Origin of the sequence: Streptomyces glaucus (assembly GCF_039533365.1) — a bacterium.
GTDB classification, from domain to species: Bacteria; Actinomycetota; Actinomycetes; order Streptomycetales; family Streptomycetaceae; genus Streptomyces; species Streptomyces glaucus.
This window is the reverse complement of sequence record NZ_BAAATK010000046.1, coordinates 29339-55554: the sequence shown is the minus strand read 5'-3', so window position 1 is coordinate 55554 and position 26216 is coordinate 29339. Positions and strand designations below refer to the sequence as shown.

Annotated in this window: 28 protein-coding genes and 3 tRNA genes; 11 read left to right on the top strand and 20 right to left on the bottom strand. The window is 73.9% G+C overall.

Going from position 1 to position 26216, the window contains the following annotated elements:
• The coding region (locus ABD363_RS26415) for a PAS domain-containing protein (RefSeq protein ID WP_344607866.1) at window positions 1–2152 on the bottom strand (2152 nt) is incomplete at its 3' end.
• 340 nt (window positions 2153–2492) lie between these two features.
• Complete coding sequence (locus ABD363_RS26410) at window positions 2493–2972, bottom strand: SSI family serine proteinase inhibitor (protein WP_344607864.1); 480 nt, start codon at window positions 2970–2972, stop codon at window positions 2493–2495.
• A 229-nt stretch (window positions 2973–3201) separates the two neighbouring features.
• On the opposite strand from ABD363_RS26410, the gene ABD363_RS26405 reads away from it, so the two are divergent.
• Window positions 3202–3292 (top strand) — tRNA-Ser (locus tag ABD363_RS26405).
• A gap of 208 nt (window positions 3293–3500) precedes the next feature.
• A tRNA-Arg gene (locus ABD363_RS26400) sits at window positions 3501–3573 on the top strand.
• Window positions 3574–3836: 263 nt separating this feature from the next.
• On the opposite strand, the gene ABD363_RS26395 is transcribed toward ABD363_RS26400, so the two are convergent.
• Window positions 3837–4313 (bottom strand): MarR family winged helix-turn-helix transcriptional regulator, encoded by a 477-nt coding sequence (locus ABD363_RS26395; protein WP_344607862.1) that lies wholly within the window; start codon window positions 4311–4313, stop codon window positions 3837–3839.
• A gap of 123 nt (window positions 4314–4436) precedes the next feature.
• Here ABD363_RS26395 and ABD363_RS26390 point away from each other — a divergent pair, with 123 nt between their 5' ends.
• From ABD363_RS26390 to ABD363_RS26370, 5 genes are all read left to right on the top strand, one after another.
• A complete protein-coding gene (locus tag ABD363_RS26390; RefSeq protein ID WP_344607860.1) occupies window positions 4437–4829 on the top strand; it encodes an HGxxPAAW family protein in 393 nt (130 codons plus the stop codon).
• Between the two features lie 341 nt (window positions 4830–5170).
• Window positions 5171–5911 carry a response regulator transcription factor gene (locus tag ABD363_RS26385; protein ID WP_344607858.1) on the top strand — a complete coding sequence of 247 codons (741 nt, stop codon included), beginning with the start codon at window positions 5171–5173 and terminating at the stop codon, window positions 5909–5911.
• The gene (locus ABD363_RS26380) at window positions 5908–7527 is read left to right on the top strand and encodes a sensor histidine kinase (RefSeq protein WP_344607856.1); all 1620 of its coding nucleotides are present in this window, start codon (window positions 5908–5910) and stop codon (window positions 7525–7527) included. Before ABD363_RS26385 ends, ABD363_RS26380 begins: the two co-directional genes overlap by 4 nt.
• A gap of 13 nt (window positions 7528–7540) precedes the next feature.
• Window positions 7541–9067, top strand: a complete 1527-nt coding sequence (locus tag ABD363_RS26375; RefSeq protein ID WP_344607854.1) for a glycosyltransferase — start codon at window positions 7541–7543, stop codon at window positions 9065–9067.
• A 227-nt stretch (window positions 9068–9294) separates the two neighbouring features.
• Window positions 9295–10800, top strand: a complete 1506-nt coding sequence (locus ABD363_RS26370) for an MFS transporter (RefSeq protein ID WP_344607852.1) — start codon at window positions 9295–9297, stop codon at window positions 10798–10800.
• A gap of 261 nt (window positions 10801–11061) precedes the next feature.
• On the opposite strand, the gene ABD363_RS26365 is transcribed toward ABD363_RS26370, so the two are convergent.
• Both ABD363_RS26365 and ABD363_RS26360 read right to left on the bottom strand, forming a co-directional pair.
• Complete coding sequence (locus ABD363_RS26365) at window positions 11062–11541, bottom strand: PPOX class F420-dependent oxidoreductase (protein ID WP_344607850.1); 480 nt, start codon at window positions 11539–11541, stop codon at window positions 11062–11064.
• A gap of 241 nt (window positions 11542–11782) precedes the next feature.
• Entirely contained in the window at window positions 11783–12136 is a 354-nt protein-coding gene (locus ABD363_RS26360; RefSeq protein WP_344607848.1) for an STAS domain-containing protein, read from the bottom strand.
• Window positions 12137–12355: 219 nt separating this feature from the next.
• Between ABD363_RS26360 and ABD363_RS26355 the strand changes: the two genes are divergently transcribed.
• Together ABD363_RS26355 and ABD363_RS26350 are read left to right on the top strand one after the other, a co-directional pair.
• Window positions 12356–13093: an ANTAR domain-containing protein gene (locus tag ABD363_RS26355; RefSeq protein WP_344607846.1), complete on the top strand. Its 738-nt coding sequence runs from the start codon at window positions 12356–12358 to the stop codon at window positions 13091–13093.
• Between the two features lie 28 nt (window positions 13094–13121).
• The gene (locus tag ABD363_RS26350) at window positions 13122–13820 is read left to right on the top strand and encodes a GAF and ANTAR domain-containing protein (protein ID WP_344607844.1); all 699 of its coding nucleotides are present in this window, start codon (window positions 13122–13124) and stop codon (window positions 13818–13820) included.
• On the opposite strand, the gene ABD363_RS26345 is transcribed toward ABD363_RS26350, so the two are convergent.
• From ABD363_RS26345 to ABD363_RS26335, 3 genes are all read right to left on the bottom strand, one after another.
• Complete coding sequence (locus ABD363_RS26345) at window positions 13803–14624, bottom strand: YceI family protein (RefSeq protein ID WP_344607842.1); 822 nt, start codon at window positions 14622–14624, stop codon at window positions 13803–13805. The genes ABD363_RS26350 and ABD363_RS26345 overlap by 18 nt on opposite strands.
• Before the next feature lie 134 nt (window positions 14625–14758).
• Window positions 14759–17158: an MFS transporter gene (locus ABD363_RS26340; protein ID WP_486388798.1), complete on the bottom strand. Its 2400-nt coding sequence runs from the start codon at window positions 17156–17158 to the stop codon at window positions 14759–14761.
• A gap of 85 nt (window positions 17159–17243) precedes the next feature.
• On the bottom strand, window positions 17244–17744 hold the full coding sequence (locus ABD363_RS26335; RefSeq protein WP_344607838.1) for a MarR family winged helix-turn-helix transcriptional regulator: 501 nt from the start codon (window positions 17742–17744) through the stop codon (window positions 17244–17246).
• A gap of 192 nt (window positions 17745–17936) precedes the next feature.
• Here ABD363_RS26335 and ABD363_RS26330 point away from each other — a divergent pair, with 192 nt between their 5' ends.
• On the top strand, window positions 17937–18131 hold the full coding sequence (locus ABD363_RS26330) for a hypothetical protein (protein WP_344607836.1): 195 nt from the start codon (window positions 17937–17939) through the stop codon (window positions 18129–18131).
• Window positions 18132–18304: 173 nt separating this feature from the next.
• Here the strand turns inward: ABD363_RS26330 and ABD363_RS26325 are convergent, their stop codons facing one another.
• The 8 genes from ABD363_RS26325 to ABD363_RS26290 all read right to left on the bottom strand — a co-directional run bounded on the left by ABD363_RS26325 (window position 18305) and on the right by ABD363_RS26290 (window position 22924).
• Window positions 18305–19234 carry an RNA polymerase sigma factor SigF gene (locus ABD363_RS26325; RefSeq protein WP_344607834.1) on the bottom strand — a complete coding sequence of 310 codons (930 nt, stop codon included), beginning with the start codon at window positions 19232–19234 and terminating at the stop codon, window positions 18305–18307.
• A gap of 266 nt (window positions 19235–19500) precedes the next feature.
• Window positions 19501–20328, bottom strand: coding sequence for an RNA polymerase sigma factor SigF (locus tag ABD363_RS26320; RefSeq protein WP_344607876.1), 828 nt, complete (start codon window positions 20326–20328; stop codon window positions 19501–19503).
• A 186-nt stretch (window positions 20329–20514) separates the two neighbouring features.
• Window positions 20515–20808: a Dabb family protein gene (locus tag ABD363_RS26315; RefSeq protein ID WP_344607832.1), complete on the bottom strand. Its 294-nt coding sequence runs from the start codon at window positions 20806–20808 to the stop codon at window positions 20515–20517.
• Window positions 20808–20984 carry a hypothetical protein gene (locus ABD363_RS26310; protein WP_344607830.1) on the bottom strand — a complete coding sequence of 59 codons (177 nt, stop codon included), beginning with the start codon at window positions 20982–20984 and terminating at the stop codon, window positions 20808–20810. Before ABD363_RS26310 ends, ABD363_RS26315 begins: the two co-directional genes overlap by 1 nt.
• 228 nt (window positions 20985–21212) lie before the next feature.
• A tRNA-Ser gene (locus ABD363_RS26305) sits at window positions 21213–21297 on the bottom strand.
• Between the two features lie 59 nt (window positions 21298–21356).
• Window positions 21357–21788 carry a tRNA adenosine(34) deaminase TadA gene (gene tadA, locus ABD363_RS26300; protein WP_344607874.1) on the bottom strand — a complete coding sequence of 144 codons (432 nt, stop codon included), beginning with the start codon at window positions 21786–21788 and terminating at the stop codon, window positions 21357–21359.
• Between the two features lie 107 nt (window positions 21789–21895).
• The gene (locus tag ABD363_RS26295; protein WP_344607828.1) at window positions 21896–22429 is read right to left on the bottom strand and encodes a tRNA adenosine deaminase-associated protein; all 534 of its coding nucleotides are present in this window, start codon (window positions 22427–22429) and stop codon (window positions 21896–21898) included.
• 300 nt (window positions 22430–22729) lie between these two features.
• On the bottom strand, window positions 22730–22924 hold the full coding sequence (locus ABD363_RS26290) for a hypothetical protein (RefSeq protein WP_344607826.1): 195 nt from the start codon (window positions 22922–22924) through the stop codon (window positions 22730–22732).
• Window positions 22925–23061: 137 nt separating this feature from the next.
• Here ABD363_RS26290 and upp point away from each other — a divergent pair, with 137 nt between their 5' ends.
• Window positions 23062–23697 (top strand): uracil phosphoribosyltransferase, encoded by a 636-nt coding sequence (upp, locus tag ABD363_RS26285; protein WP_344607824.1) that lies wholly within the window; start codon window positions 23062–23064, stop codon window positions 23695–23697.
• A gap of 18 nt (window positions 23698–23715) precedes the next feature.
• Here the strand turns inward: upp and ABD363_RS26280 are convergent, their stop codons facing one another.
• The 4 genes from ABD363_RS26280 to ABD363_RS26265 form a co-directional block, all read right to left on the bottom strand.
• On the bottom strand, window positions 23716–24333 hold the full coding sequence (locus ABD363_RS26280; protein WP_344607872.1) for a LytR C-terminal domain-containing protein: 618 nt from the start codon (window positions 24331–24333) through the stop codon (window positions 23716–23718).
• 122 nt (window positions 24334–24455) lie between these two features.
• Window positions 24456–24752, bottom strand: a complete 297-nt coding sequence (locus ABD363_RS26275) for a type II toxin-antitoxin system VapB family antitoxin (protein WP_003991361.1) — start codon at window positions 24750–24752, stop codon at window positions 24456–24458.
• 146 nt (window positions 24753–24898) lie between these two features.
• Complete coding sequence (locus tag ABD363_RS26270; RefSeq protein ID WP_344607822.1) at window positions 24899–25039, bottom strand: hypothetical protein; 141 nt, start codon at window positions 25037–25039, stop codon at window positions 24899–24901.
• A 435-nt stretch (window positions 25040–25474) separates the two neighbouring features.
• A complete protein-coding gene (locus ABD363_RS26265; protein WP_344607820.1) occupies window positions 25475–26152 on the bottom strand; it encodes an HdeD family acid-resistance protein in 678 nt (225 codons plus the stop codon).
• Window positions 26153–26216: the final 64 nt, after the last annotated feature.

Below are 26216 nucleotides of genomic sequence, written 5' to 3'. Positions count from 1 at the left end.
CGGGCACGCCCTGGGGCGGCACGGTGCCGCCCAGCCCCGTGCCCGAGGCCGCGGTCCCCGCGGCGTGTTCGGCGGCCGTCACGACGGCGCCCTCGGCCACGCCCGCGTCCTCGGCGGGCCGTCCGCGCCGCCGTCCGGTGCCGCCGGACGGCTCGGTCGGTCCCTGCGCCGGCACCGGCGCGGGCCCGCCGGCCGCACGCCTCCGCCGCCGCCCGGTCGGCACGGCGGCCTCCCCTTCGGGGCCGCCGGAACCGGCAGGACCCTCGGGCGCACCGGACCCGCCGGGGACCTCGCTCTCCAGGAAGGCGTCGACGGACGCCCGCCGGGCCCGCCGCCCCCCGCCGGAGGCCTGCTCACCGGAGACCTGCTCACCGGGACCGGCCGCCTCGCCGCTCTCCGCGCCCGGCGCCGGGACCTCTCCCCGCGCCGGGTCCTCACCCGGTGCCGCGGCGGACGCCCCCGGGTCCTGGACCGAGGCCGCGACGGCCCCCGCCCCGCCCCCGAGCGGCACTTCGAGCACGTACGCGCTCCCGCTCATGCCCGGCACCTCGTGCGTCTGGAGCACGCCGCCGTGGGCCCGTACGATCCCCCGCACGATCGGCTCGTGCACCGGGTCGCCCCCGGCGTACGGCCCGCGCACCTCGATCCGTACGACCTCGCCGCGCTGCGCCGCCGCCACCACGACGGTGTTGTCCAGGTAACCGCCCGCCGGGACGGGCGTGTTGCCGGTCGCGTCGACGCCCGCGACATCCGCGACGAGATGCGCGAGGGCGGTCGCGAGCAGCCGCGGGTCGACCTCGGCCTCGATGGGCGGCGCGTGCACGGCGAACTGCACCCGCCCGGGCCCGATGAGCTCCACGGCCCCGTCGACACCGGCGGCGACGACGGCGTCGAGCATCACCTTCGTGCGGGAGATCCCCTCGGCCCCGGCGTCGAGCCGCTGGTACCCGAGGACGTTGTCGATGAGGGTGGTGATCCGCGAGTAGCCGGCCGACAGGTAGTGCAGCACCTGGTTCGCCTCGGGCCACAGCTGCCCGGCGTCGTCCGCGGCCAGCGCGGACAGCTCGCGGCGCAGCTCCTCCAGCGGCCCGCGCAGCGAGGTCCCGAGGAGGGTGAGCAGCTGCTCGTGCCGGGCGGCGAGCGCCTCGTACCGGTCCTTCTCGCGCTCCCCGAGCGCGGCGTACCGCTCCTCGCCCGCGGCGAGCTCCTCGGCGTGCCGCTCGCGCAGCTCCTCCAGCTCGGTGACGTGCCGCTGCCGCAGCGCGGTCAGCTCGGAGGCGTGCTCCTCGGCGAGCCGCTCCAGCTCCTCGGCGTGCCGCTTCTCCGCGTCCTCCTTCTCCTTGACGAGCGCGTCGTACGGCCGCCGGTCGGTGAAGGTCAGCACGGCGCCGACGAGCTGGTCGCCGTCGCGGACGGGCGCGGTCGTCAGGTCGACCGGCACCTTCTCGCCGTTCTTGGCGTACACCACCTGCCCGCGCACCCGGTGCTTGCGCCCGGAGCGCAGGGTGTCGGCGAGCGGCGACTCGGCGTACGGGAAGGGCGACCCGTCCGCGCGCGAGTGCAGGATGAGGGTGTGCAGCTCGCGTCCGCCGAGGTCGCTGGCCCGGTAGCCCAGGATCTGGGCGGCGGCCGGGTTGACCAGGACGATCCGCCCGTCCGTGTCGGTGCCGACGACCCCCTCGGCGGCGGCCCGCAGGATCATCTCGGTCTGCCGCTGCGAACGCGCCAGCTCGGCCTCGGTGTCGACGGTGCCGGACAGGTCGCGCACGACGAGCATCAGCAGCTCGTCGCCGGTGTAGCCGTAACCGTCGTAGGCCTGCTGGCCGTTCTCCAGGTTCGCGCTGGTGACCTCGACGGGGAACTCGCTCCCGTCGGTCCGCCGGGCGATCATCCGGGTCGGCTTGGTGCGCGCCCGCGGATCGAGGTGGTCGGGCCGCCGCATGGACCCGGGAATGAGCTTGGAGTCGAACTGCGGCAGCAGGTCGAGCAGTCCGCGCCCGACCAGCGCGGTGCCGGGCGTCTCGAAGGCCTCGAGGGCGATGGTGTTGGCGTTGACGACGGTGCCGTTGGCGTTGACCAGCACCAACGCGTCGGGAAGAGCGTCCAGTATGGCTGCGAGGCGAGCAGCGCCTCGGGATGGCCTGCTGCTCACGAGTCGCTTCCTCCCTGTTACCGCACTTGCCGACCGCCTGGGCCATCTTGCCAACCGGCCCGCGGCGTGTCACGCGAGGGAGTCTAAGGGCACGGACCGTGCCCGCGGCGCCGGATGAGAGGGAGGTCGCACGACGAAGTGACACAGAACATGTGACCGGGTGCCCTGACGTCGCGAGACCTTCGCGGGACCTTTACGCCTCACCTGCCTCCGCCACGGACGCCCCCGCGCCATCGCGGGCGCGGGCGGGCCGCGGGTCCCTCGGCCCCGGCCGCCCGCCGTCCCGAGTGCCTCTTGCCGCCGTCACGAGCGCCTCCCGCCGTCCCCGGCCCGCCCGTCGCTACCGCCCCGCGGACCGGACATCGGGCAGCAGCGGCACGAGCCGGTTCCAGCGGTCGATCCGGCAGCCGTCGCGGCGGTCGTACGTCGCGTCCACGGGCCGGCCGGCCCAGGTGCCGGTGACGTGCGCGGTGGCGGGCCCGCCGTACTGCAGGGTGCAGACGCCGTCCCGGGGGGCGGGGGCGAAGGCGTCCGACCCCCAGCGGGTGTTCCGCTCGACCGCGGCGCAGGCGGCCAGGGGATCGGGGTGATCGCCGCCGACGGGGTGGCAGTACAGCTCGAACGTGCCGTCCGCGCCCCCGCCCGCGCCCCGGACGGTGACGGTCAGATGGTCGCGGCCCCGGTCCTCCTCGCGGACCGGCGGGGGCGCCGAGGCGCCGGGGGCGGTCCCGGCGTGGGCGGCCGGAGGCGCGGCGATCAGCGACCCGAGGGCGGCGAGGGCGGAGGCGGCGGTGACGAGAAGACGGTTGACCTGCAACATGACCTGACTAACGCGGCAGGCCCGAGGACGTTGCGCGCCCGCCGCACGGCGGCCTCACCGACCGCGCCACCGGTGACGTCACGGGCGACACCGCCCGCGACACCCCGCGCGGAAGGACTTTGCCCTGCGGCCCGCCCGCCTAGTACCGTGGGGGGCGATTGGTGACAGCGGGCTCGCCTGTGTCATCATCGGCACGCACCAACCGCGCTGCGCGCGGGAGGCTGTGTATGGAGGCGTCGCCTAGTCCGGTCTATGGCGCCGCACTGCTAATGCGGTTTGGGCCTTAAAGCCCATCGAGGGTTCAAATCCCTCCGCCTCCGCGCACGATCCTTCGAAGCCCCGGCCCATCCGGCCGGGGCTTCGTCGTTGCCGGGCACCTGCCCGCCTCCATCGGCCCCTTCAGGGCGTTTCCGCAGGTCACAAGGGGTGGGACGAACGGATTTCACATCGCGGCGGCAGTCATGTAATGTTCTTCCTGTCGCCGCGAGCGGGCCGAAAGGAACGGAAGCGGCGAAGAAAACAGAACAAGCACTCGTAGCTTAACGGATAGAGCATCTGACTACGGATCAGAAGGTTGCAGGTTCGAATCCTGCCGAGTGCACGCAGGTCGAAGGCCCCGGAGCGATCCGGGGCCTTCGGCGTTTCGGGGGCGTACAGCGGCGAAGTACGTACAGCAGCGAAGTACGGCGACTGCCGCGGAAGGCGGGCGCGGCGGGATCAGGGGTGGCGGGCGGGTCACGGGATCCGTGTGAGCGGGGCTGGGTGCCCGTGCTCCTTGCCCGCCCGGGCAGGGCGGGCGGGTGCGGGCCCGCCCGTCGCCCCGCCGGCCTTCGACGCGGTCGCCGGTCCGGGCCGGCGGGCGGGTCAGCCGGTGCGGCAGTGCTCCTCCAGATAGGCCGCCGCCAGGGTGCTCGCGCGGGTGAACCAGTCGTGGAGGACGGCGATCTCGTCGGGGGAGTAGTCGGCGAAGAGCGCGGCCAGGCGGGCGTAGTACGGCTCGTAGACCTCGCGGACGCGGGCCACCGCGGCCGGTTCGGCCGCCACGCGGACGCGGCGGCGGTCCGCCGGGTCGGGGCGGCGGGTGATGTAGCCGGCGCGTTCCAGGCGGTTGAGGATGCCGGTCACCGCGCCTGTCGTGACATGGGCGCGGGCCGCCAGGTCGCCGGCGGTGAGCAGGTTCTCGCCCGCCTCGATGACGAAGGCGAAGCAGGTGAGGTCGGTGACGTTCAGCCCCACCTGCTGGGCGATCTCGTGCTGGCCGACCAGGTGGGTCGCGATGAGGTGGTCCATCGCCGACAGGGCCTGCTCGGGGGTGGCAGCCGGACGCGGCTTGGCTCGCATTCTCTTCCGTATTCCCTTAGCTCGTGAGAGGTTTCGTGGTTAAAATGCTTACGTTGTGAGGGAGTTTTTCCGGCCCTCCGTCCGGCGACGCGGGTTTCACCGCCCGCACAAGGAGGCAGGCACGTGAGCGCACATCCATATGACCACGGGCACACCGTTGCGGGGTGGACCGGTTTCGGGATCGCCACGGCCGGGGCCGCCGCGGTGGGGGCCGGGATCTGCGCGGGGTCGGCCGCACTGGTGGCGGGCGGGCTCGGGACCGGGGCGGTGAGCCTGCTCGTCACCTGGGCGCTGCACCTGGCCGGATGGGGCAAGCCGCCGGGGCGGCGGCCCCGGGAGCAGTGGGGGTGGCGGGTCCGGGACCTCGGCGCGCGTGCCGGGCACCCCGGGTGCCTGGGATGCCGGCTCGCGGGGCGGGGGGCGCGGCGTACGGCTCGCGCGGGCGGGGACCCCGGGGCGGTCACGGCGGCGCGTGAGGCGGCGCCGGCCGCGGCGGCCGCCGACTCCGCGGGCTGAACCCGGCCGTCCGCGAACGCGCGCGGACCCCGTTGCCGATGCCGCCCCTGCGCTCGGCGGCGGATGGCACAGGCGTGGAGGCGCTCGGGGCCGCGGTGGCCGGCGGACGGCCCCGCGCCGGTGCGGCACGGCGGGCGGCGCACCGCGCCGACCCGGGGAAGCGGGCGTCCTTCGGAGTCGTGGCAGGGAGGGGCGGCGGACCTGTGCGGGAGCGCGGGGACGTCCGTGCCCGGCGCGGGCGGGCGTGCCGGGGCGGTGCCTGGGAGAGCCCTGTGCGTTTCTCAGACAAATCACAGGATGCCGAAAGGGCGCTCTCAGAGCCTTTGGACAGGGTGGTCGCCATGACCACGACCTCGCCCCAGGGGCGCACCGAACTGCTGAGGCCGGACGGGAGCCCCGTCCGGGTGCTTGTAGTGGACGACGAGCTGTCCATCACCGAACTGCTGTCCATGGCCCTGCGCTACGAGGGCTGGCAGATCCGCAGCGCGGGAGACGGCCAGGGCGCCCTCCGGACCGCGCGCGAGTTCCGGCCCGACGCCGTCGTGCTGGACATGATGCTGCCCGACATGGACGGGCTGACGGTGCTCGGCCGGCTGCGCCGCGAACTGCCCGACGTGCCCGTGCTGTTCCTCACCGCGAGGGACGCCGTCGAGGACCGGATCGCCGGGCTGACCGCCGGCGGCGACGACTACGTCACCAAGCCGTTCAGCCTGGAGGAGGTCGTCGCACGGCTGCGCGGCCTGATCCGCCGCTCCGGCGCCGCCGACCGGCGCTCCGACTCGGTGCTGGTCGTCGGCGACCTCACCCTCGACGAGGACAGCCACGAGGTCACCCGGGGCGGGGACTCCATCCACCTCACCGCCACCGAGTTCGAGCTGCTGCGCTTCTTGATGCGCAACCCGCGGCGCGTGCTCAGCAAGGCGCAGATCCTCGACCGGGTGTGGTCCTACGACTTCGGCGGCCAGGCCAACGTCGTCGAGCTGTACATCTCCTACCTGCGGCGGAAGATCGACGCCGGCCGCGAGCCGATGATCCACACCCGGCGGGGCGCCGGTTACCTGATCAAGCCCGCTGTTTCATGAGCGGGCGACGACGGCCGCGTACGCAGCAGGCGGGCAGGGGGCGGGCGGGCACGCCGCGCACTCTGCGGACGCGGCTCGTCGTCGCGTCCGTCGTGCTGATCGCCGTGGTGTGCGCGGTGATCGGCACGGTGACGACGCTGGCGCTGCGCTCGCACCTGTACGAGCAGCTCGACGGGCAGGTCGCCGACGCCGGCAAGCGGCTGGCGGCCCCGGTCAGGCCCGACGAGGCGGACGACCCCGTGGCGCAGGACCAGCTGGAGGACTTCGTCACCCACGGGCCGACCCAGGAGTACACCGTCGCCGCCGAGATCGGCGCCGACGCCACGGTCACCCGGGCGGTCGTCGCCCGGCAGCAGTCCGACGACGGTTTCCGGCGGATGGCGGCCGTCGACCTCACCGGACTCCAGCGGACCGCGCTCGCGTCCGTCGCCCGGGACGCCGGGCCGCACACCGTCGAACTCCCCGGCCTGGGCGAGTACCGCGCCGTCTTCGTCCCCGGCGCCGGAGGCGGCTCCTACGTGGCGATCCCCACCGCGGACACCGACAACACCATCAACACCCTGATCCTCGTCGAGGTCAGCGTCACCGCCGCCGGCCTCGTCGCCGCCGGCATCGCCGGGTACGTGCTGGTCGGCGTCGCCACCCGCCCCCTGCGCAAGGTCGCCGCCACCGCCACCCGCGTCTCCGAACTCCCCCTGCACAGCGGCGAGGTCAACCTCGACGAGCGCGTACCGGAGTCCGAGTGCGACCCGCACACCGAGGTCGGCCGGGTCGGCGCCGCGCTCAACCGGATGCTCGACCACGTGCACGGCGCGCTGCACGCCCGTCAGCAGAGCGAGACGCGGGTACGGCAGTTCGTCGCCGACGCCAGCCACGAACTGCGCACCCCGCTCGCCTCCATCCGCGGCTACGCCGAGCTGACCCGGCGCGGCCGGGAGCAGGTCGGGCCGGACACCCGGCACGCCCTGGGCCGCATCGAGTCCGAGGCGGGGCGCATGACCCTGCTGGTGGAGGACCTGCTGCTGCTGGCCCGCCTGGACGCCGGGCGGCCGCTGCGGTTCGAGCAGACCGACCTCGTCCCGCTCGTCGTGGACACCGTCAGCGACGCCCGCGTGGCCGGCACGGACCACGCCTGGCGTCTGGAACTGCCCGACGAACCCGCCCCGGTGGCGGCGGACGCGGCCCGGCTCCAGCAGGTCCTCGTCAACCTGCTCGCCAACGCCCGCACCCACACCCCGCCGGGCACCACCGTCACCGCGCGCGTCCAGCGGCGCGGCCCGTGGCTGTGCGTGGACGTCGAGGACGACGGCCCGGGCATCCCGCCGGACCTGCTCCCGCACGTCTTCGAGCGGTTCGCGCGCGGCGACTCCGCCCGGTCCCGCGCGACCGGCTCCACCGGGCTGGGCCTGGCCATCGTGCAGGCCGTGGCGGCCGCGCACGGCGGCGCCGTGACCGTGGACAGCGTGCCGGGGCGGACCGTGTTCACCCTGCACCTGCCGGCGCTCGCGGCGCGGCCCGCCCCCGGGCCGGACCGGCAGCCGGCCCGCGAGACGATCCGGCGACCGTACTCACAGGCACGGCACAGCGTCACCACACGGGTGCGACAGGGCACTTGAGAAGAGTCGGGCCATGCGAACCGACTCTTCTCCCGGCACCCTGCCGGCGCGGGAGCACCTCCCGGCCGCAGGAGCCGGTACGCCTGTCCTGGACGTAGTGATCCCCGTCTACAACGAGGAGAAGGACCTCCGGCCGTGCGTCCGCAGACTGCACGAGCACCTCGTGCGCACCTTCCCCTACGCGTTCCGCATCACGATCGCGGACAACGCGTCGACGGACACCACCCCGCAGGTGGCCGCGCGGCTGGAGGCGGACATCGCGGAGGTCAGGTCCTTCCGGCTGGAGCAGAAGGGCCGCGGCCGGGCCCTGCGGACCGTCTGGTCGGCCTCGGACGCCCCGGTCCTCGCCTACATGGACGTGGACCTGTCCACCGACCTCAACGCCCTGCTGCCGCTGGTGGCCCCGCTGATCTCCGGCCACTCGGACCTCGCCATAGGGTCCCGCCTCAGCCGCAGCAGCCGGGTGGTGCGCGGCGCGAAGCGGGAGTTCGTCTCCCGCTCGTACAACCTCATCCTGCGCGGCTCGCTCCAGGCCCGCTTCTCCGACGCGCAGTGCGGCTTCAAGGCGATCCGCCGGGACGTGGCCCGGGTGCTGCTGCCGCTGGTGGAGGACACCGGGTGGTTCTTCGACACCGAGATGCTGGTGCTCGCCGAGCGCGCCGGGCTGCGCATCCACGAGGTGCCCGTCGACTGGGTCGACGACCCGGACTCGACCGTGCACATCGTCAGGACCGCGACCGACGACCTCAAGGGCGTCTGGCGGGTCGGCAGGGCGCTGGCCACCGGGTCGCTGCCGCTGGACCGGCTGGCCCGGCCGTTCGGCGACGACCCGCGCGACCGCGAGATCGAGGACGTGCCGAGGGGGCTGGCCCGCCAGCTCGTCGGGTTCTGCGTCGTCGGCGCCCTGTCCACCCTGTTCTACCTGCTGCTGTACACGGCCTTCCGGCAGTTCGGCGGCTCGCAGCCGGCCAACGCGCTCGCCCTGCTGGTCTCGGCGGTCGCCAACACCGCCGCCAACCGGCGCCTGACCTTCGGGGTGCGCGGCCGCGGCGGCGCCGTACGGCACCAGGCGCAGGGCCTGGTCGTCTTCGGCATCGGCCTGGTCCTCACCAGCGGCTCGCTCGCCGCCCTGAACGCGGCGGCCGCCGACCCGGCGCACTCCACCGAGCTGGCCGTGCTCATCGCCGCCAACCTCGCCGCCACCGTGCTGCGGTTCCTGCTCTTCCGGGCCTGGGTGTTCCCGGAGCGGCGGGACGGCGACCCCCGGCCCCCGGCCGCCGCCCGGCACGACTCGTCCCCGCCGGCCCACCGCACCGCGCGGCCCGCCCCGTACGGCGCGCCGCCGCAGCGCCCGACGGCACAGCCGTACGCCGCGGAGCCGCAGCCGCCGCACCAGGCCGGGCAGGCCGGACGGACCCCGCAGCACGGGCAGCACGGGCAGACCCCGCAGCACGGGCAGGCCGGGCGGCCTCCCCACCCGACGGCCCGGTTCCGTGCCGGTGCCGACGCGGCCGGCGCCGACCCCGGGGACCCCCGATGACGGCGCACCACGACCGGCCGGCCCCCCGGGCGGACCCGGCCCGGCCCCGGGAGGGCACGGGCCGCCCGGCCCCCGGGGCCTGAGGCCCGCCCTCCACCGCGCCCCGGAGGCCGGCGGGCCCGGGCGGTCCCCGCCCCCGAGGCGCCCGGGGGCGCCGGCCCGGCCGCCGTCGTGTCCGCCCCCGCGCCTGCTGTGCGCCGTACGAGGGCGGCTATACGGTGCACAGCATGACGACGTCCCCCCAGGAGCAGGCCCCGGGCCTGCCCCGGCCCGAGGAACAGGCCCAGGGGCACCCGCAGCGCTGGCTGATCCTCGGTGTCATCTGCCTGGCGCAGCTCACCGTGCTGCTCGACAACACGGTGCTGAACGTCGCCGTCCCCTCGCTCACCCGCGAGATGGACGCGGCGACCTCCGACATCCAGTGGATGATCAACGCCTACTCGCTGGTGCAGTCCGGTCTGCTGCTCACCGCGGGCAGCGCCGCCGACCGCTACGGCCGCAAGAAGATGCTGATCGCGGGGCTGGCACTGTTCGGCGCGGGATCACTGGTGGCCGGACTCGCCGACTCCGCGGGCCGGCTGATCGCGGCGCGGGCCGGCATGGGCGTGGGCGCCGCGCTGCTGCTGACCACCACCCTCGCCGTGGCGATGCAGATCTTCACGCCCGAGGAGCACCCCAGGGCGATCGGCATCTGGAGCGCGGTCAACGCGCTCGGCTTCGCCGTCGGCCCGCTGGTCGGCGGCTTCGTGCTGAACCACTTCCCGTGGGGTGCGATCTTCCTGGTCAACCTGCCGGTCGCCGCGCTCGGCCTGGTGGCGGTGGTGGTCCTGGTCCCCGAGTCCAGGAACCCGCGGGGCGACCGCCCCGACCTCCTCGGCGCGCTGCTCTCCACCATCGGCATGGCCTCGCTGGTGTACGCGATCATCTCCGGCCCCGAGCACGGCTGGACGTCGGGCCGGGTGCTGCTGACGGCGGCCGTCGCCGTGGTCGTCCTCGGCGCCTTCGCGTACTGGGAGACCCGGTTCCCGTACCCGATGCTCGACCTGCACTTCTTCCGGAACCGCCGGTTCACGGGCGCGGTCGCCGGGGCCGTGCTGATCACCTTCGGCATGGGCGGCGCGCTGTTCCTGCTGACCCAGCACCTGCAGTTCGTCCTCGGCTACGACGCCCTGGAGGCCGGCCTGCGGACCGCCCCGCTGGCCCTGGCGGTCGTGGCGCTGAACTTCTCCGGGCTGTCGGCGAGGTGGACGGCGAAGCTCGGGACGCCGGCCTCCATCGCGCTGGGCATGGTGCTGATGTCGCTCGGCCTGGTGTCCATCGCGACGCTGGTCTCCGGCGGTTACGCCGGGACCCTGCTGGGACTGGTGCTCATCGGCGTGGGCTGCGCGATCGCCAACCCGGCCATGGCACACGCGATCATGAGCGCGATCCCCCGGGAGAAGGCGGGGGTCGGGGCCGGGATCAACGGCACGCTGGCGGAGTTCGGCAACGGGCTGGGGGTGGCCGTGCTGGGGGCGGTCCTCACCTCCCGGTTCGCGGCGCTGGTCCCGGTGGCGGCGACGTCGTTGCCGGCGGCGCTGGCGGCGGCGGACGGCGCGGCGGCGAAGGGCCGGATCGTGGACGCGTTCTCCTCCGGTCTGCAGACCAGCCAGCTGGTGGGGGCGCTGGCCGTACTGCTGGGCGGGCTGCTCGCGGCGGCGCTGCTGCGGCGCGCGGAGCGGGCGGACGGCTGAGGCCCTTCGGAGGAATCCCCGGACGGACCCCCGTGGAGGAGGAGCGGCGTTCCGCGCCGGGCGGCGAGCGCGCGTGCCGGGCGGCGCGACGCCACTTCGCGCTGGAGCTGCTGATCGCCGGGATCGAGGCGATGGCCGACCGCGGCTGAGCCGGGCCGGGTCACGCCCGGCCGGGCCGGTCCTGCGGCCGGCCGGGCCGTGTCGCCCCGCCGGAACCGGTCCCGGCGGCGCGCCCGGCCCTCGTCCGCGGCCGGGCGGGGCTCAGTCTCCGGCCTGCTCCTCCACCAGCCGCGCCGGGAAGCCGCCCGTGGCCACCGGCCCCCACCGCTCCGGAGTGATCCGGATGATCGACTTGCCCTGCTTGACCATCGCCCGGCGGTACTCGTCCCAGTCGGGGTGCTCCCCGGCGATGTTCCGGTAGTACTCCACGAGCGGCTCCACGGAGTCGGGCGCGTCGACGACCTCCGCCGTGCCGTCGATCTGCACCCAGGGGCCGTTCCAGTCGTCGCTGAGCACGATCACGCTGACCCGCGCGTCACGCTTGGCGTTGCGGGTCTTGGCGCGGTCCGGGTACGTGGAGATCACTATTCGGCCCGCGTCGTCGACCCCGCAGGTCAGCGGCGAACCCTGCGGGCCGCCGTCGGCCCGCCGGGTGAGCAGGATCGCGCGGTGCCGGGGGCGTACGAAGTCCAGCAGCTCGTCCAGGGAGACGCGGGTGTTGGTCGCGATGTTCGGTGCCATGGGATCAGCCTAGGACCCCGCCGGCGGGTCCTCGCGACGCCGCGGCACGCGCGCCCGGTGTGCGGGGACGGCTCCGCCGGATGCCCCGTACGCCGCACGCCGGGCGCACGCGCCCGACGCCGCTTTCTCCGCCGCGCGGATCCGGGCACGAACACCTCGACGCGGCCGTCGAACCGGCCGCGCCCTCCGCCGCGCGGATCCGGGGGATCCGCCGGGAGGGCCCGGGCGCCGTGAGCGGGGGTCAGGCCCGCAGCGCCTCCGCGAGGCTGCCGTACACGGGGACGTCGCGGCGGACGCCGGTCACCTCCAGGACGTGGCTCGGCACCCCGTCCGGGGCCGCCACCACCCGTACCCGGGCCCGGGAGCGCAGCCGGTGGCGTACGTCGTTGATGAGACGGACGCCCTGGGAGTCCATGAAGCGGGTCGCGGTCAGGTCCAGCACCAGCACCCGCAGCTGGTCGGCGCGGGCGTCGGCCGCGGCCATGATGAGGGACAGCAGCTCCCCCGCGTTGCAGACGTCGATCTCGGGGGGCAGAGCGAGAAGGGTGCAGCCGGGCAGGTCGCGCGGCACGCACGGATTCGGGAGGAAGGTCACGGCACTCACCTGGCAGACGTTCGTCCGGATTCCGGCTAGGCCGCTTCCTGACCCGTTCGCTCATTCCACCATGCCGACGGCCGATCGCGAAAGGCGCCCGGGTGGACCGCCGGGCGGGCGTCACCCCCGCGCAACCGAGCGGATAGAGTTGCCCTTCGTCCTATGCTCGCAGTCAGGAATGTGCTGCGGAGCTCTCCTGCGCACGGCCCATGGCCGTGCATGCCGAAGAGGTTCGTGGTGCCTGCGTTCGAGTTTTCTGATTTGCCGCGTTCGCCCGCCGGTTTCGAGCTGGCCGAGGCCCTGACGGAGGCGGCTCGGCAACTGCACGAGACGGGCACCCCGAACAGCACCCTGCGCACCGCGGCCCGCCTGGCGGTGCACATCATGCCCGGCGCCGAGCACGTCGGCATCTCGGTGATCGACCGGGACAGCGGACCGCGCACGCTCGCCTGGACCGACGAGGTCGTGCGCTCCGCCGACGCCCGGCACGCCGGCCGCGAGTCGCCCCCGCACTGGGAGGACCTGTGGACCACGCCGGTGGTGCGGATAGAGGACAGCGCGGCCGACGGCGGTGCGGACGCCCTGTACGACCTCGGCCTGCGCTCGGCGCTGTCGCTGCGGCTGCGCGCCGACCGCCGCCGCCTCACCGTGCTCACCGCCTACGCCCGCAGGCCGCGCGCCTTCGACGAGGCCGCGACGCGGATCGGCCGGCTGTTCACCGCGCACGTCAGCATCGCCCTGGAATCGGTGACCGTGCGCGAGCAGCTCACCGAGGCGATGCGCACCCGGGACCTGATCGGCCAGGCCACCGGCATCCTCATGGAACGCCTGAACATCGACGCCGCCGGCGCCTTCGAGAGCCTGGTGAAGGCCTCGCAGCGGGAGAACGTCAAACTGCGCGACCTCGCCCGCCGCATCGTCGACGCCAACGACACCACGGGCGGGGCGGGGCGTTGACGGACGCGCGCGGGATACCCGTACGGTCATGAGACCCGAGACGCCCGAAACCCTGGAGGCGGCGATCGCGCGCGGCAGCGGCCTCGACACCCTGCTGCGGGACCTGACCGACCGCGCGGTGCAGGAGGTGCCCGGCGCGGACGCGTGCAGCGTCACGGTGCGCCGCGACGACCGGCTGCTGACCCTGGCGGGCAGCGCGGGCCTGCCCGCCGGCCTGGACCAGCGCCAGTACGAGAACGGCTCGGGTCCCTGCGTCGCCGCGGCCGACACGGGGTGCGAGCAGTACGCCCCCGACCTGGCCGCGGAGACCCGCTGGCCGGCGTACACGGCGTACGCGCTGTCCACCGGTGTGCGGTGCGTGCTGGCGCTGCCGCTCGCCGTCGGGGGCGGGACGGGCGCCGCGCTCAACTTCTACGGCCGGCAGCCCGGCGCGCTGGGCCGGCACCGCCGGGCGGCCCGCACCTTCGCGGAGCGGGCCGCGGACGCGGTGGGCACGGCCCTGCGGTTCGAGCGGCAGCGGCGGTCGGCCGCCGACGTGCGCGTCGCCCTGCTCTCCCGCAGCGTCATCGACCAGGCGATCGGCATCCTGATGGCCCGGGAGCGGATCGACGCCCGGGACGCGCTGCGGCGCCTGCGCCGGGTCTCCCAGGACACCAACGTCAGGCTGCGGGACCTGTGCAGCGACCTGGTGGCCGAGGTGGGCGGCGCCTCACGCGGGCGGCAGTGACTCGCCCTGCACCGCCTGGACGTCCAGTTCCACCCGCAGCGTCGTGCCGATGGCGGCGATGCCGGCCTGGACCACCTGGTTGTAGTGCATCGCGAAGTCCTCGCGCCTGAGCTCGGTCGTCGCGCGGAACGCCGCCCGGGTGCCGCCCCACGGGTCCGCGCCCGTGCCCAGGTAGACCAGGTCCAGGTCGACCGGCCGGACCACGCCGTGCAGGGTCAGCTCGCCGTGCACGGTGAAGCGGTCGGAGCCGGCCTCGGTCAGGCCGGTGGAGCGGTAGGCGATCTCGGGATACCGCTCGACGTCCAGGAAGTCCGGGGACCTCAGGTGCGTGTCCCGCATCCCGTTGCCGGTGTCGATGGACGCGGCCCGGATCACCGCCTCCACGCGGGACTTGGCGACGTCGTCCGGGGCGATCTCGATGGTGCCGGCGAAGTCCGTGAACCGGCCGTGCACGCTGGAGATGCCCAGGTGCTGGGCGACCGCGGCCACGCTGGAGTGCGCCGGGTCGATGGTCCACACCCCCGGCGGCGGCAGCTCGGTGCCGCCCTGCCGGGCCAGCGTCACCGTGCCGACCTCGGCCCGTCCGCTCGCGGTGACGAGCGCGCCGGCCGCGGCGGGCGCGTAGCCGACGGCCGTGACGACGACGGTGTACGCCCCCGGCGCCAGCGGCGTCGCGTCCCGTACGGCGCCCTCGGCGTCCGCCTCCGCGCGCAGCACCTGCGTGCCGGTCATGTCGGTCACCGTGACGACCGCGTGCGACACGGCCCATCCGTCCCGGGTGCGGATCCTCGCGGTCAGTCCCATCCCGTTCTCTCCCTGAAGTCATGGAACACGCTGGAAACCTCTGGAACCAGCAGAAAATGGTCATATGAGTCCGGCCCGTGGCGGGGCGCGCCCGAAACGCTCGGCGCGCTCGCCCGCCACGGGCCGGGGCCGGACTACTCGCCGGGGTGGGCGAGCTCGATGTCGTGGCCGTCGACGCCCGGACCGGAGACCGTCAGGGCCGTCGCCACCGGCGGGTAGCCCGTCGCGATGACGGTGTACTCGCCGCTGTCCAGGTCGGTGAAGGCGTACGCCCCGTCCGCACCGGTGGTGGCCGTGCCGACCACGTTGCCCGCCGCGTCGACCAGCGTCACGCGGGCGTCGGAGAGCGGGCCGTGCGGCGCCCGGACCACGCCCTGGACGTGGGCGCCGGCGTCGAGGTCGACCTCGATCCGGGTGACGCCGGTGCCGCCCACCTCGACGGGCAGGGCGCGCGGCCGGTACCCGGCGGCGTTCACCGCGACGGTCACCGCCCCCGGCACCAGCTCGGCGAGCGAGAACTCGCCCTGCTCACCGGTGACCTGGGTGGCCAGCAGGTCGCCGCGCACGTCGGTCACGATGACCATCGCGTCCTTGACCGGCAGCCCGGTCTGCGCGGCCCGCACCACACCGCTCAGGCCGCTGGTGCCGCTGAGCAGGATGTCGTACGCCACCGGCTCGCCGTCGACGACGATCGTGGACGCCTGCGGCTGGTAGCCGTCGGCGGAGGCGATCAGGACGTAGCTGCCCTCGCCCGGCGCGGCCAGCGCGTAGGAGCCGTCGGCCTGCGCGACCGACCGGCCCAGCTGCCGTCCCGCCAGCGAGATCAGCGTGACGGCGGCCTGCGGCACCGGCGCGCTCTCGGCGCCGCGGACCTGGCCGCGGACCGGGATGCCGCCGCCGGAGGCGGGTTCCTCGGAGCGGGCGGCCGTGGCGACGGCGGCCGGCCGCTGCGCGGCGGCCCGGGCGCCGTCGCCGGTGACCGCGCCGGCCGGGGCGGTGCCCGGGGCGGCGGCCTCGGCGGCCTGCGCCAGGGCGCCCGAGGTGCGCAGCGGGACCTCCTTGATGAACAGCGTCACCAGGAAGGCGAGGAACGCGATCGGCGCGACGTACAGGAAGATGTCGCCGATGCCGTGCCCGTAGGCGCTCTCCAGCCAGGTGCGGATCGGGGCGGGCAGCAGGTCCATGTCCGGGATCTGGCCGCTGCCCATGGCCTTGGCGGCCGCCGCCTGCTGCTGCGGGCTCAGCGAGCCGATGGTGTCCTCGGCGTAGTGGCTGATCCGGGTCGACATCACCGAGCCGAGCACCGAGACGCCCACCGCGCCGCCGAGGGACCGGAAGAAGGTGACCACGGAGGAGGCGGCGCCCAGGTCGCTCGGGGCCACCTGGTTCTGCGTGCACAGCACCAGGTTCTGCATCATCATGCCGACGCCGAGGCCCATCAGCGCCATGTAGAGGGCGATGTGCCAGTACGGGGTGTCGTACCGCATGGTGCTCAGCAGGCCGAGGCCCGCGGTGAGCAGCACGCCGCCGGCCAGCAGCCAGCCCTTCCACTTGCCGGTCTTGGTGATGATCTGGCCGGAGACCGTGGACGACACGAACAGGCCGCCGATCATCGGGATGGTCATGACGCCCGACATGGTCGGGGACTTGTCCCGGGCCAGCTGGAAGTACTGGCTGAAGTAGACCGTGCCCGCGAACATCGCGATGCCGACGAACAGCGAGGCGACCGAGGCCAGCGTGATGGTGCGGTTCCTGAACAGGCGCAGCGGGATGATCGGCTCGGCGGCCTTCGCCTCGACGAGGACGAAGATCAGCGTGAGGACGATCGCGCCGCCGACCATGACGTACGTCTGCCAGGACAGCCAGTCGTACTTGTCGTCGGCGAAGGTCACCCAGATCAGCAGCAGGCAGACGGCCGCGGTGACGAAGAAGGCGCCGGCCCAGTCGACCTTGACCTTGCGCTTGTCCAGCGGCAGGTGCAGCGTCTTCTGCAGCACGACCAGGGCGATCAGCGCGAACGGCACGCCGACGTAGAGGCACCAGCGCCAGCCGAGCCAGCTGGTGTCGGTGATGACACCGCCGAGCAGCGGGCCGCCGACGGTCGCGACGGCGAAGGTCGCGCCCAGGTAGCCGGAGTAGCGGCCGCGCTCGCGCGGGGAGATCATCGCGGCCATGATGATCTGCGCCAGGGCGGACAGGCCGCCGGCGCCCAGCCCCTGGATGGCGCGCGCGGTGATCAGCATCCCCGGGTTCTGCGCCAGACCGGCCACGACGGAGCCGACGACGTAGATGATCAGGCCTATCTGGACCAGCGCCTTCTTGCTGACCAGGTCGGCGAGCTTGCCCCACAGGGGAGTGGAGGCCGTCATCGCCAGCAGCGAGGCGGTGACGACCCAGGTGTAGGCGCTCTGGCCGCCACCGAGGTCGCCCACGATCTCGGGCAGGGCGTTGGTGACGATGGTCGAGGACAGGATGGCGGCGAACATGCCGAGCAGCAGCCCGGACAGCGCCTCCATGATCTGCCGGTGGGTCATCGGAGCGCCGTCGGAGGGACCTCCCCCGTGCTTGGCATGAGCCCGCACACCGGCTGGTGTGGTCGTTGCCATGGACTTCCTTTGCTTACGTGGTGATCGCGGGTGTACGGGTGGACTGTTCGGGTACGGACGGTGCGGCGGACCGGCCCGGCGCGGACCGGCAGTCGCCGAAGCTGGCGCGCAGCCGCGCCATGAGCCCGGTGAGCTGGGCCACCTCCTCGTCGCTCCAGTCGCTCAGACGCTGGGCGAGCAGCTGGGTGGTCCGCAGGGACAGCTCGTCGAGCTGGGCCCGGCCGGCGGGCGTCAGGCGCAGGATGCGCGAGCGCTTGTCGGCGGGGTCGGGGGAGCGCTCGATCCAGCCCCGGTCCGCGACGTGGGCGACATGGCGGCTGGTGACCGACATGTCCACGGCGAGCAGCTCCGCGAGCTTGCTCATGCGCATGTCGCCGTGGCGGCCGAGCAGCGTCAGGACGGCGGCGGAACCGCTGGGACAGTCGGACGGCAGGATGCGGCCCAGCTCCCGCTTCACGGCGCCGAAGGCGCTGAACTGACGGAGCAGTTCCTCGTATTGCGCCCGCTCGGCCATCGCACCTCCCGTTTGTTGCTTAGGGCAACCATAGGTCCGGTTGGTTGCTACAGGCAAATAAAATCGGGGGTCGGCGGACAAAACCTTGGCAAAGGCAAGTATTGCGACAGTAAATGTGCAGGTGGGGGCGGTCGGGACGGCGTCCGGACCCGCACTTGGGCCGCCTCCCCGGATTCGCTAGGGTCTCGGGGCATGGCTAACACCCAGGGCCCCCAGGGCAACTACGACCCCGCTGGCAGCACCCAGATGTTCCGCGCGTTCGTCGACGAGGGCGCCCCTCAGTCCCGGCAGGCTCCCGCCCCGGCAGGGCCGCGCGTCGGCCTGATCGTGGGCGTCGTCGCCGCCGTGGTGATCATCGCGGCGGTGGCCTGGCTGGCGCTCAAGTAGGCCGGCCGCACGGCCGTTCCGTGACCGCCCGCGCCCGCGGACGGTCACGGAACGGCCGTGGACGAGGCGACGGCCGGAAAAACCGGCCGTGGACAGGACGACGGCCGCCGACGCGACCATGAGGCGCTTCGGCGGCCGTGAGCCGGTGCCGGGCCCGCGGGCCCGGCACCGGCTCAGTCCGAGATCAGTCCCTCCCGCAGCTGGGCCAGCGTCCGGGTCAGCAGCCGGGAGACGTGCATCTGCGAGATGCCGACCTCCTCGCCGATCTGCGACTGGGTCATGTTGGCGAAGAAGCGCAGCATGATGATCCGCCGCTCGCGGGGCGGCAGTTTGGCGAGCAGGGGCTTGAGCGACTCCCGGTACTCCACGCCCTCCAGCGCCGTGTCCTCGTAGCCGAGCCGGTCCGCCAGCGAGCCCTCGCCGCCGTCGTCCTCCGGGGCCGGTGAGTCCAGCGAGGAGGCGGTGTAGGCGTTGCCGACCGCGAGGCCGTCGACGACGTCCTCCTCGGACACGCCCAGCACCGAGGCGAGTTCGGTGACCGTCGGGGAGCGGTCGAGCTTCTGGGAGAGCTCGTCGCTGGCCTTGGTCAGCGCCAGGCGCAGCTCCTGCAGCCGGCGCGGCACGCGCACCGACCAGGAGGTGTCGCGGAAGAACCGCTTGATCTCGCCGACCACGGTCGGCATCGCGAAGGTCGGGAACTCCACGCCCCGTTCGCAGTCGAAGCGGTCGATCGCCTTGATCAGGCCGATGGTGCCGACCTGGACGATGTCCTCCATCGGCTCGTTGCGGGAGCGGAAGCGGGCGGCGGCGTAGCGCACCAGCGGGAGGTTGAGCTCGATCAGGGTGTCCCGGACGTAGGCGCGCTCCGGGCTGTCCTCGTCGAGGGCGGCGAGCCGCAGGAACAGGGAGCGGGACAGGGTGCGGGTGTCGATGTCTTCCGCGTCCGGCAGGAGCGGGGCCTGCGCGTCCGGGAGGGCCGGGGCGGGCGCGGCCTCCAGGCCCGCGACGTCACCCGTGACGTCGTCGAGCGTGTCGAGCGCATCGGGCGCGGTGTCGCTCTCCATGAGCGTGAGCACCTTCGAGCTGCCCTGATCTGCGGACATGCCACCCCCTTTGGGTCGCGGGACGGTCGCGGCTCACACTCCCACCTCGGGAACGCAGCCTTCACCTGCATACCGGAGCCGGGGCTCCGGCAAACGCGCTTCCCGCAGAATGTCACATGTCGGCAACGCGCTGTAGTGACATGTCGACATACGAGACGTGAATCGCCCCTGGAGAAAGGGGTTCTGACGACCTTTCGGCGTGAAATCACCGGAATGGCCCCGTGGGCGGTTCGCTCGTACCGGTGAGCGTTCGCTCTCGCTTGCGGTTATGCATCGATCCGGTTCGCCGAGCGCAGCCGCTGGAAGCTACGCGCGAGTAGCCGCGAGACGTGCATCTGGGAGACGCCGAGTTCCGCGCTGATCTGCGACTGCGTGAGATTGCTGTAGTAGCGCAGCAGCAGGATGCGCTGTTCCCGCTCGGGAAGCTGGACCAGGAGGTGGCGGACGAGGTCGCGGTGCTCGACGCCGTCGAGCGCCGGGTCCTCGTAGCCGAGCCGGTCGAGCAGCCCCGGCAGGCCGTCGCCCTCCTGGGCGGCCTCCAGCGAGGTGGCGTGGTACGACCGCCCGGCCTCGATGCAGGACAGCACCTCCTCCTCGGAGATGCGCAGCCGCTCGGCGATCTCGGCGGTCGTCGGGGAGCGTCCGAGGGCGGTGGTCAGGTCCTCGGTCGCGCTGTTGACCTGCACCCACAGCTCGTGCAGCCGGCGCGGCACGTGGACGGTGCGGACGTTGTCGCGGAAGTACCGCTTGATCTCGCCGACCACGGTCGGCATCGCGAAGGTGGGGAACTGCACGCCCCGGTCCGGGTCGAAGCGGTCGATGGCGTTGATCAGGCCGATGGTGCCGACCTGGACCACGTCCTCCATCGGCTCGTTGCGGGAGCGGAAGCGGGCGGCGGCGTAGCGCACCAGCGGCAGGTTCGCCTCGATGAGCGCCCCGCGCACGCGGTGGTGCTCCGGGGTGCCCGGCCGGAGCTCCTTGAGCTGGGCGAAGAGCACCTGGGTGAGGGCCCAGGTGTCGGCGCCGCGGCGCTTGCCGACGGCCGGGGTGGGCACCTCGTCCTGGGGCGGCGCAGAACTGGCCGACACGGTCAACGCCACCTCTTCATCCGTCAGCTCATCCGTCGATCCATCCGTTAAAAACCGGTCATAGCATCACAAGACATGCGCATCATGTGCAAGCACCGCATAACACCGTGTTGTGAACAATACGGGCGTGAAGTGCGCAGCATACAGAGAAGCCCCCTGCCGGTCGGCAGAGGGCTTTCGGAGCGCCGGGGATCAGAACTCGTAGTCGGCGATCACCCAGGTGGCGAACTCCCGCCACAGGGCGACGCCCGCCTGGTGCGCCGGGTGCTCGACGTAGCGGCGCAGCGCGGCCGGGTCGTCGAAGGCGGAGTTGATGGCGAAGTCGTAGGCGATGGGGCGGTCGCTGAGGTTCCAGCCGAGTTCCCAGTGGCGGATCTCGGGGATCTCGCCGTCGAGGGCGCGGAAGGCCTCGACGCCCTTCACGACGCGGGGATCGTCGCGCTCGACGCCCTCGTCGAGCTTGAAGAGGACCAGATGGCGGATCATCACTCTCCTCCGTTGGCGACCCAGGTGGCGAAGTCGCCGAGGGCCTTGGCGGCGTCGGATATGCCCTCGAACCCTATCTGGACGTAATCCGCCGCCTTGGCCGGGTCCGTGATGATCACGTACAGCACGAAGACCACGAGAACGTAGACGGCGGCCTTCTTCGCGTTCACCGCCATCGCGGCCTCCCCTGTCGCAGCTGTCCCAACGGTCGCTCATGATTGCACGAAGGACCCCGTCTGACGACGGATTCCTCCGGCAGCGGCGGCGGGGGAGCCGGACCGGCCGGCGCGGGGCCCACTGCCGCTCTCCGGCCGGCTGGACCGCGGGGTGCGCGGCCGGGCGCGGATCGAGCCGGGAGACGGGCGAAGGGCCCGGTCCGTCGGACCGGGCCCTTCGCCCATCGGCGGTAGCGGAGGGATTTGAACCCTCGGTGACTTGCGCCACACTCGCTTTCGAGGCGAGCTCCTTCGGCCGCTCGGACACGCTACCGAGGGAGACCTTACCGCACGGTGGGGCGTGCTCTGAAATCGATGGGCGGCCGGTCGCGGTCAGCGGCCGCGGAAGAAGTCGGTGAGGCGCCGGGCGCACTCCTCGGCGAGCACGCCCTCGATCACCTCGGGCCGGTGGTTGAGCCGCCGGTCCCGTACGACGTCCCAGAGGGAGCCGGCCGCGCCCGCCTTCTCGTCCCGGGCGCCGTAGACGACCCGGTCCACGCGGGACTGGACGAGGGCGCCCGCGCACATCGTGCACGGCTCCAGGGTGACGACGAGGGTGCAGTCGGCGAGCCGCCACCGCCCGAGCCGCGCGGCGGCCCGCCGGATCGCGAGGACCTCCGCGTGGGCCGTCGGATCACCGGTGGCCTCGCGCTCGTTGTGCCCGGCCGCGAGGACGGTGGTGCCGTCCGCGGCCAGCACGACGGCGCCGACGGGGACGTCCCCGCCCCGGACGGCCCGGTCGGCCTCGTCCAGGGCGAGCCGCATCGCGGGCCGCCAGCGGTCGCGCACCGGGTCCGGCGGCGCACCCGCCGGGCCCGTCGGTCCGGTCGGTCCGGTCGGTTCCTGTGGTCCGGTCGGTTCCTGTGGTCCGGTCAGCGGACGGTCTCCAGGGTCTCCGAAGCGCCGAGGGCCTCGGCGATCTCGGTGAGCGCGTCCTCCGACAGCGACAGCAACTCCTTCTCGCCGACGCCGAGATCGTCGAGGATCGCGGCGTCCCCGACCGGGCCGTGCGGCACGGACGCGTCGGCGGAGCCGGCGTCGTCGGCGTCGTCGGCGTCGTCGGTCTCACCGTCCTCCGTGCCGTCGAGGTCGAGGGCGTCGAGGTCGGGGGCGTCGTTTCCGGGCTCCCTGCCGAGCAGTTCGTCGGTGAGCAGGATCTCGCCGTAGCTGCTGCGGGCGGCGGCGGCGGCGTCCGAGACGTAGATACGAGGGTCGTCCTCGCCGTCCACGCGGACGACGCCGAACCAGGCGTCCTCCTGCTCGATCAGCACGAGCACCGTGTCCTCGTCGGGAGAGGCTTCCCGGGCCAGGTCGGCCAGATCCGACAGGGTCTCCACATCGTCGAGCTCTGTGTCGCTCGCTTCCCACCCGTCTTCGGTGCGCGCGAGCAGTGCGGCGAAGTACACCGTGACTCTCCCACTGTCATAGGCGTGCCGGTTGGGATTCCCCCCGGCGGAGGCTGCGGGCGGGGAGTGCTCCTCACAAGTCCCACCCACTCGGAATCGTGGCAGAAACAAGGCGTTCAGGGGACGTCTTCGGCTCCCTGTGTCCGGCAGTTCTGATCGCACGTCGCTGCGTACGTCCGTGACGGACCCACCAGCGCACTCGTTGCCGCCACCTGCGGATCGTACGCGGATTTCCGCCGCACCCGCGCACACCCGCCCACGCAACGCGCCCGCGGCCCGCGATCTTCCCTCACCACCGCTCTACCAGCGGAACGTTCGCATACGCATCGCGTGCCGCAGCCGGGCGACCTTGGCGCGGCGCGGCTGGACCCGGGCGCGCAGCGCGCGGGCCTCGGCCAGCTCACGCAGGAACCGGGCCCGGCGCCGACGGCGCTCGGCCTCCGTCTCGGGCTGCTCGCCCGGGGACGGCTCGTCATGGGCTTCCCGCTCAGACACAGTCACACCACCCCAGTCCGTCCCTCCCACCTTCCCCCGGACGGAGGGGTTGACGCCAGTGAACGGGTGAAGCCGTGGTCCGGGGCGTGCACCGGCGCGGGGACGCCGGGCGCACGGGCCCGGTTACTGTTGTGGCCATGCGTCTCCACGTCGTCGACCATCCCCTGGTCGCCCACAAGCTCACCACGCTGCGCGACCAGCGCACCGACTCCGCGACCTTCCGCCGTCTCGCCGACGAGCTGGTCACCCTGCTCGCCTACGAGGCCACGCGCGACGTGCGCACCGAGCAGGTCGACATCCAGACGCCGGTCGCCAGGACCACGGGCGTCAAGCTCTCCCACCCGCGCCCGCTGGTCGTGCCGATCCTGCGGGCCGGGCTGGGCATGCTGGACGGCATGGTCCGGCTGCTGCCGACCGCCGAGGTGGGCTTCCTCGGCATGATCCGCAACGAGGAGACGCTGCAGGCCTCCACGTACGCCACCCGGATGCCGGAGGACCTCTCCGGCCGTCAGGTGTACGTCCTGGACCCGATGCTCGCCACCGGCGGCACGCTGGTCGCGTCGATCCGGGAGCTGATCGGGCGCGGCGCCGACGACGTGACCGCCGTGGTGCTGCTCGCCGCCCCCGAGGGCGTCGCGGTGATGGAACGCGAGCTGGCCGGCACCCCGGTGACGGTCGTGACGGCCTCGGTCGACGAGCGCCTCGATGAGCACGGCTACATCGTGCCGGGCCTCGGCGACGCGGGGGACCGGATGTACGGGGCGGCCGAGTAGGCCCCGCGCGGGGGGAGTTCAGCAGCTCTTGCGGCCGGTGGGCGCCGGCTGCGGCTCGGCCAGTTCGGCCAGGGCCCGCTCGGCGTCCGCCCGCTTCGCCAGCGCCGTGAAGCCGTCACCGATGATCAGGTCGACGGCGGTGCCCTCGCGGGCCGCGTCGGTGCGGCGCTCGGCGGCGGGGAGCTGGGCGGCGAGCACCGGCAGCGCGCCGTCCAGGGACGCGGCGGGGCCGAGCAGCACGCCGCTGCCCTTGACCTTCTTGTCGTACTCCTCGGGCGCGTTGCCCACGTCGCCGATCCGGAAGCCGCGCTTCTTCAGTTCCTCGGCGGTCTGCTTCGCCAGTCCGCCGCGGGTGGTGGCGTTGAGCACGTTGACGGTGATCCGGCCGGGGTCGGGCAGGGCCCGGGCGGTGGGCGAGGGGCTCGCCGCGACCGCGCAGCCCGCCTCGGCGCCGACCGCCGACGTCTTCTCGCCGCCACCGCCGCCGGTGAAGACGTCGACGAGCTGGAGCGTGCCCCAGCCGAGCAGCCCGAGGGCGGTGACGCAGGCGGCGGCGAGGACGGCGAGCCTGCCGCGCCGCCGGGGAGGACGCATGCGCGGGTACTTGTCCCCCGTGATCCGGTACTGGCCGCCCATGCCGGGGGGAGTCAGCATGCTCATGAGCGCAGCGTAGTGCGCCCGGGCGATGATGCCTACCGGATGATCATCAGACGTCGCCCGGTCCAACCCGAAAGGTCCAACTCGGACCCGCGGCCCCGTCAGTCGAGTTCGAGGACCCGCGCGTGCAGCACCTGGCGCTGCTGCAGCGCCGCGCGGACCGCGCGGTGCAGGCCGTCCTCCAGGTACAGGTCGCCCTGCCACTTCACGACGTGCGCGAAGAGGTCGCCGTAGAAGGTCGAGTCCTCGGCGAGGAGGGTCTCCAGGTCGAGCTGCTGCTTGGTGGTCACGAGCTGATCGAGGCGGACCGGGCGCGGCGCGACGTCCGCCCACTGCCGGGTGCTGTCCCGGCCGTGGTCGGGGTACGGCCGGCCGTTTCCGATGCGCTTGAAGATCACACGGAAAGCCTACCGGCCGAGACCTTCCGGGCGCAGCCATGGCGACGCAGTGCGGCGCCGAAAAAGACATTCCGCGCCGGGCGAACCCGGGACACGGCCGTGCGGCGGGCGGCGGAGGGGGGCGCTCCGCCGCCCGGGGCCGCCCGTCAGTCGCGTTCCGCGCTCCGCGCGGGCCGCTCCCGCTCCCGCTCCCGCGGGTCCGGCTTCGGCCGCTGGGACCGGGGCGCGCTGCGGGCGGCCTCCGCGCGCAGCAGGGCGCGCATGACCGCGTACGGGTCCTTGAGCATGGCTGTGCTCCTCGCTCCGTGTGTTCCGTGCAGGGGCTGCGGGGCCGGTGACCGGCCGGTCCGGTCAGCAGCGCAGCACCACGGAGCGCAGGCCGCGCGGGGCGTGCGGCGGCCCCGGCGCAACGGGCGCGGGACGGCCGGTCCCGGCGGGACCGGCGTCCGGGAGGGGCGCGGGGCGCAGGAGTGCGGGGGGCCGGCGACCGCTCCGGGCGGGCGGCCCGAGGGCGGTCCCGGGGGGATCGGGCTCGGCGGCCACGCCCCCGCTCCCGGCGGCGACCGCCGTGTCCGGCGCCGCCGGCGCGCCCCCGTACGCCCCTGACGCGAGCAGGGCGAGCAGGAGGACGAGCACCCGCAGCCGGACGCCCCGGCGGCGGGAACGCGCCCGCCCGCCGCCGGCCGGCCGCCGGCGGGCGGGGGATATGGGGCGGGGGGTGTTCACGGCGTGTGCGGGGCGTGCCGGGTGCGGGCGCGGACACGGAGCGCCGTGACGGTCTCGACGACGCCGACGGCGACCAGCCAGCAGCCGCCGACCACCGTGAGGACGGCGACCGACTCCAGCGGCGAGGCGATCAGGACGGCCCCCGCGGCGGCGGTGAGCACCCCGAGGAGGAGCTGCCAGCCCCGCGCGGGCGCCGCGGGGTCGTGGGCCGCGGCCAGGATCTGCGTGAGGCCGCGGAACAGCCAGCCGATCCCGAGCCACAGCGCGAGCAGCAGGACCGACCGCAGGGGGCCGCGGAAGCAGAGCAGGCCCAGCAGGATCGACAGGGCGCCGCTGACGAACGCGAGGACGCGCAGTGCGGCCGTCCGGTGGGTGCCGAAGGCGGCGGCGAGCTGGAGGACGCCGCTCGCGAGGAGATAGAGCCCGAACAGCACCCCGGCGGCGAGCAGGGACGCCCCCGGCCGGACCAGCACCAGCACGCCCAGCACCAGGGACGCGGCACCGGTGAGCAGGACGGTCCGCCAGGCGGAGCGGGACAGCAGGCGCAGCGGGCCCGCGAGGGGCGGCTCCGGTTCATGACCGCCCGGAGCGGAGGCGGCCGACGCGTGCCGGGCGTGGACGCGGCGGTCGTCGTACTCCGGGTTCCAGGGGGAGCCGGTCGGTGGCTCGGTCATGGTCCATGCTTGGACCGCGCGCGGCGCGTCCGCCACCGGGAGCGGGCCGGGAGGCTGACGCCCG

Bases quoted from the DNA above. Each gene is read 5' to 3' on its own strand.
- ABD363_RS26410 (WP_344607864.1), bottom strand. From the start codon at position 2,972: ATGTTGCAGGTCAACCGTCTTCTCGTCACCGCCGCCTCCGCCCTCGCC.
- ABD363_RS26395 (WP_344607862.1), bottom strand. From the start codon at position 4,313: ATGCGAGCCAAGCCGCGTCCGGCTGCCACCCCCGAGCAGGCCCTGTCG.
- ABD363_RS26385 (WP_344607858.1), top strand. From the start codon at position 5,171: ATGACCACGACCTCGCCCCAGGGGCGCACCGAACTGCTGAGGCCGGAC.
- ABD363_RS26380 (WP_344607856.1), top strand. From the start codon at position 5,908: ATGAGCGGGCGACGACGGCCGCGTACGCAGCAGGCGGGCAGGGGGCGG.
- ABD363_RS26375 (WP_344607854.1), top strand. From the start codon at position 7,541: ATGCGAACCGACTCTTCTCCCGGCACCCTGCCGGCGCGGGAGCACCTC.
- ABD363_RS26370 (WP_344607852.1), top strand. From the start codon at position 9,295: ATGACGACGTCCCCCCAGGAGCAGGCCCCGGGCCTGCCCCGGCCCGAG.
- ABD363_RS26365 (WP_344607850.1), bottom strand. From the start codon at position 11,541: ATGGCACCGAACATCGCGACCAACACCCGCGTCTCCCTGGACGAGCTG.
- ABD363_RS26355 (WP_344607846.1), top strand. From the start codon at position 12,356: ATGCCGAAGAGGTTCGTGGTGCCTGCGTTCGAGTTTTCTGATTTGCCG.
- ABD363_RS26350 (WP_344607844.1), top strand. From the start codon at position 13,122: ATGAGACCCGAGACGCCCGAAACCCTGGAGGCGGCGATCGCGCGCGGC.
- ABD363_RS26345 (WP_344607842.1), bottom strand. From the start codon at position 14,624: ATGGGACTGACCGCGAGGATCCGCACCCGGGACGGATGGGCCGTGTCG.
- ABD363_RS26340 (WP_486388798.1), bottom strand. From the start codon at position 17,158: ATGACCCACCGGCAGATCATGGAGGCGCTGTCCGGGCTGCTGCTCGGC.
- ABD363_RS26335 (WP_344607838.1), bottom strand. From the start codon at position 17,744: ATGGCCGAGCGGGCGCAATACGAGGAACTGCTCCGTCAGTTCAGCGCC.
- ABD363_RS26330 (WP_344607836.1), top strand. From the start codon at position 17,937: ATGGCTAACACCCAGGGCCCCCAGGGCAACTACGACCCCGCTGGCAGC.
- ABD363_RS26325 (WP_344607834.1), bottom strand. From the start codon at position 19,234: ATGTCCGCAGATCAGGGCAGCTCGAAGGTGCTCACGCTCATGGAGAGC.
- ABD363_RS26315 (WP_344607832.1), bottom strand. From the start codon at position 20,808: ATGATCCGCCATCTGGTCCTCTTCAAGCTCGACGAGGGCGTCGAGCGC.
- ABD363_RS26310 (WP_344607830.1), bottom strand. From the start codon at position 20,984: ATGGCGGTGAACGCGAAGAAGGCCGCCGTCTACGTTCTCGTGGTCTTC.
- tadA (WP_344607874.1), bottom strand. From the start codon at position 21,788: ATGCGGCTCGCCCTGGACGAGGCCGACCGGGCCGTCCGGGGCGGGGAC.
- upp (WP_344607824.1), top strand. From the start codon at position 23,062: ATGCGTCTCCACGTCGTCGACCATCCCCTGGTCGCCCACAAGCTCACC.
- ABD363_RS26280 (WP_344607872.1), bottom strand. From the start codon at position 24,333: ATGGGCGGCCAGTACCGGATCACGGGGGACAAGTACCCGCGCATGCGT.
- ABD363_RS26270 (WP_344607822.1), bottom strand. From the start codon at position 25,039: ATGCTCAAGGACCCGTACGCGGTCATGCGCGCCCTGCTGCGCGCGGAG.
- ABD363_RS26265 (WP_344607820.1), bottom strand. From the start codon at position 26,152: ATGACCGAGCCACCGACCGGCTCCCCCTGGAACCCGGAGTACGACGAC.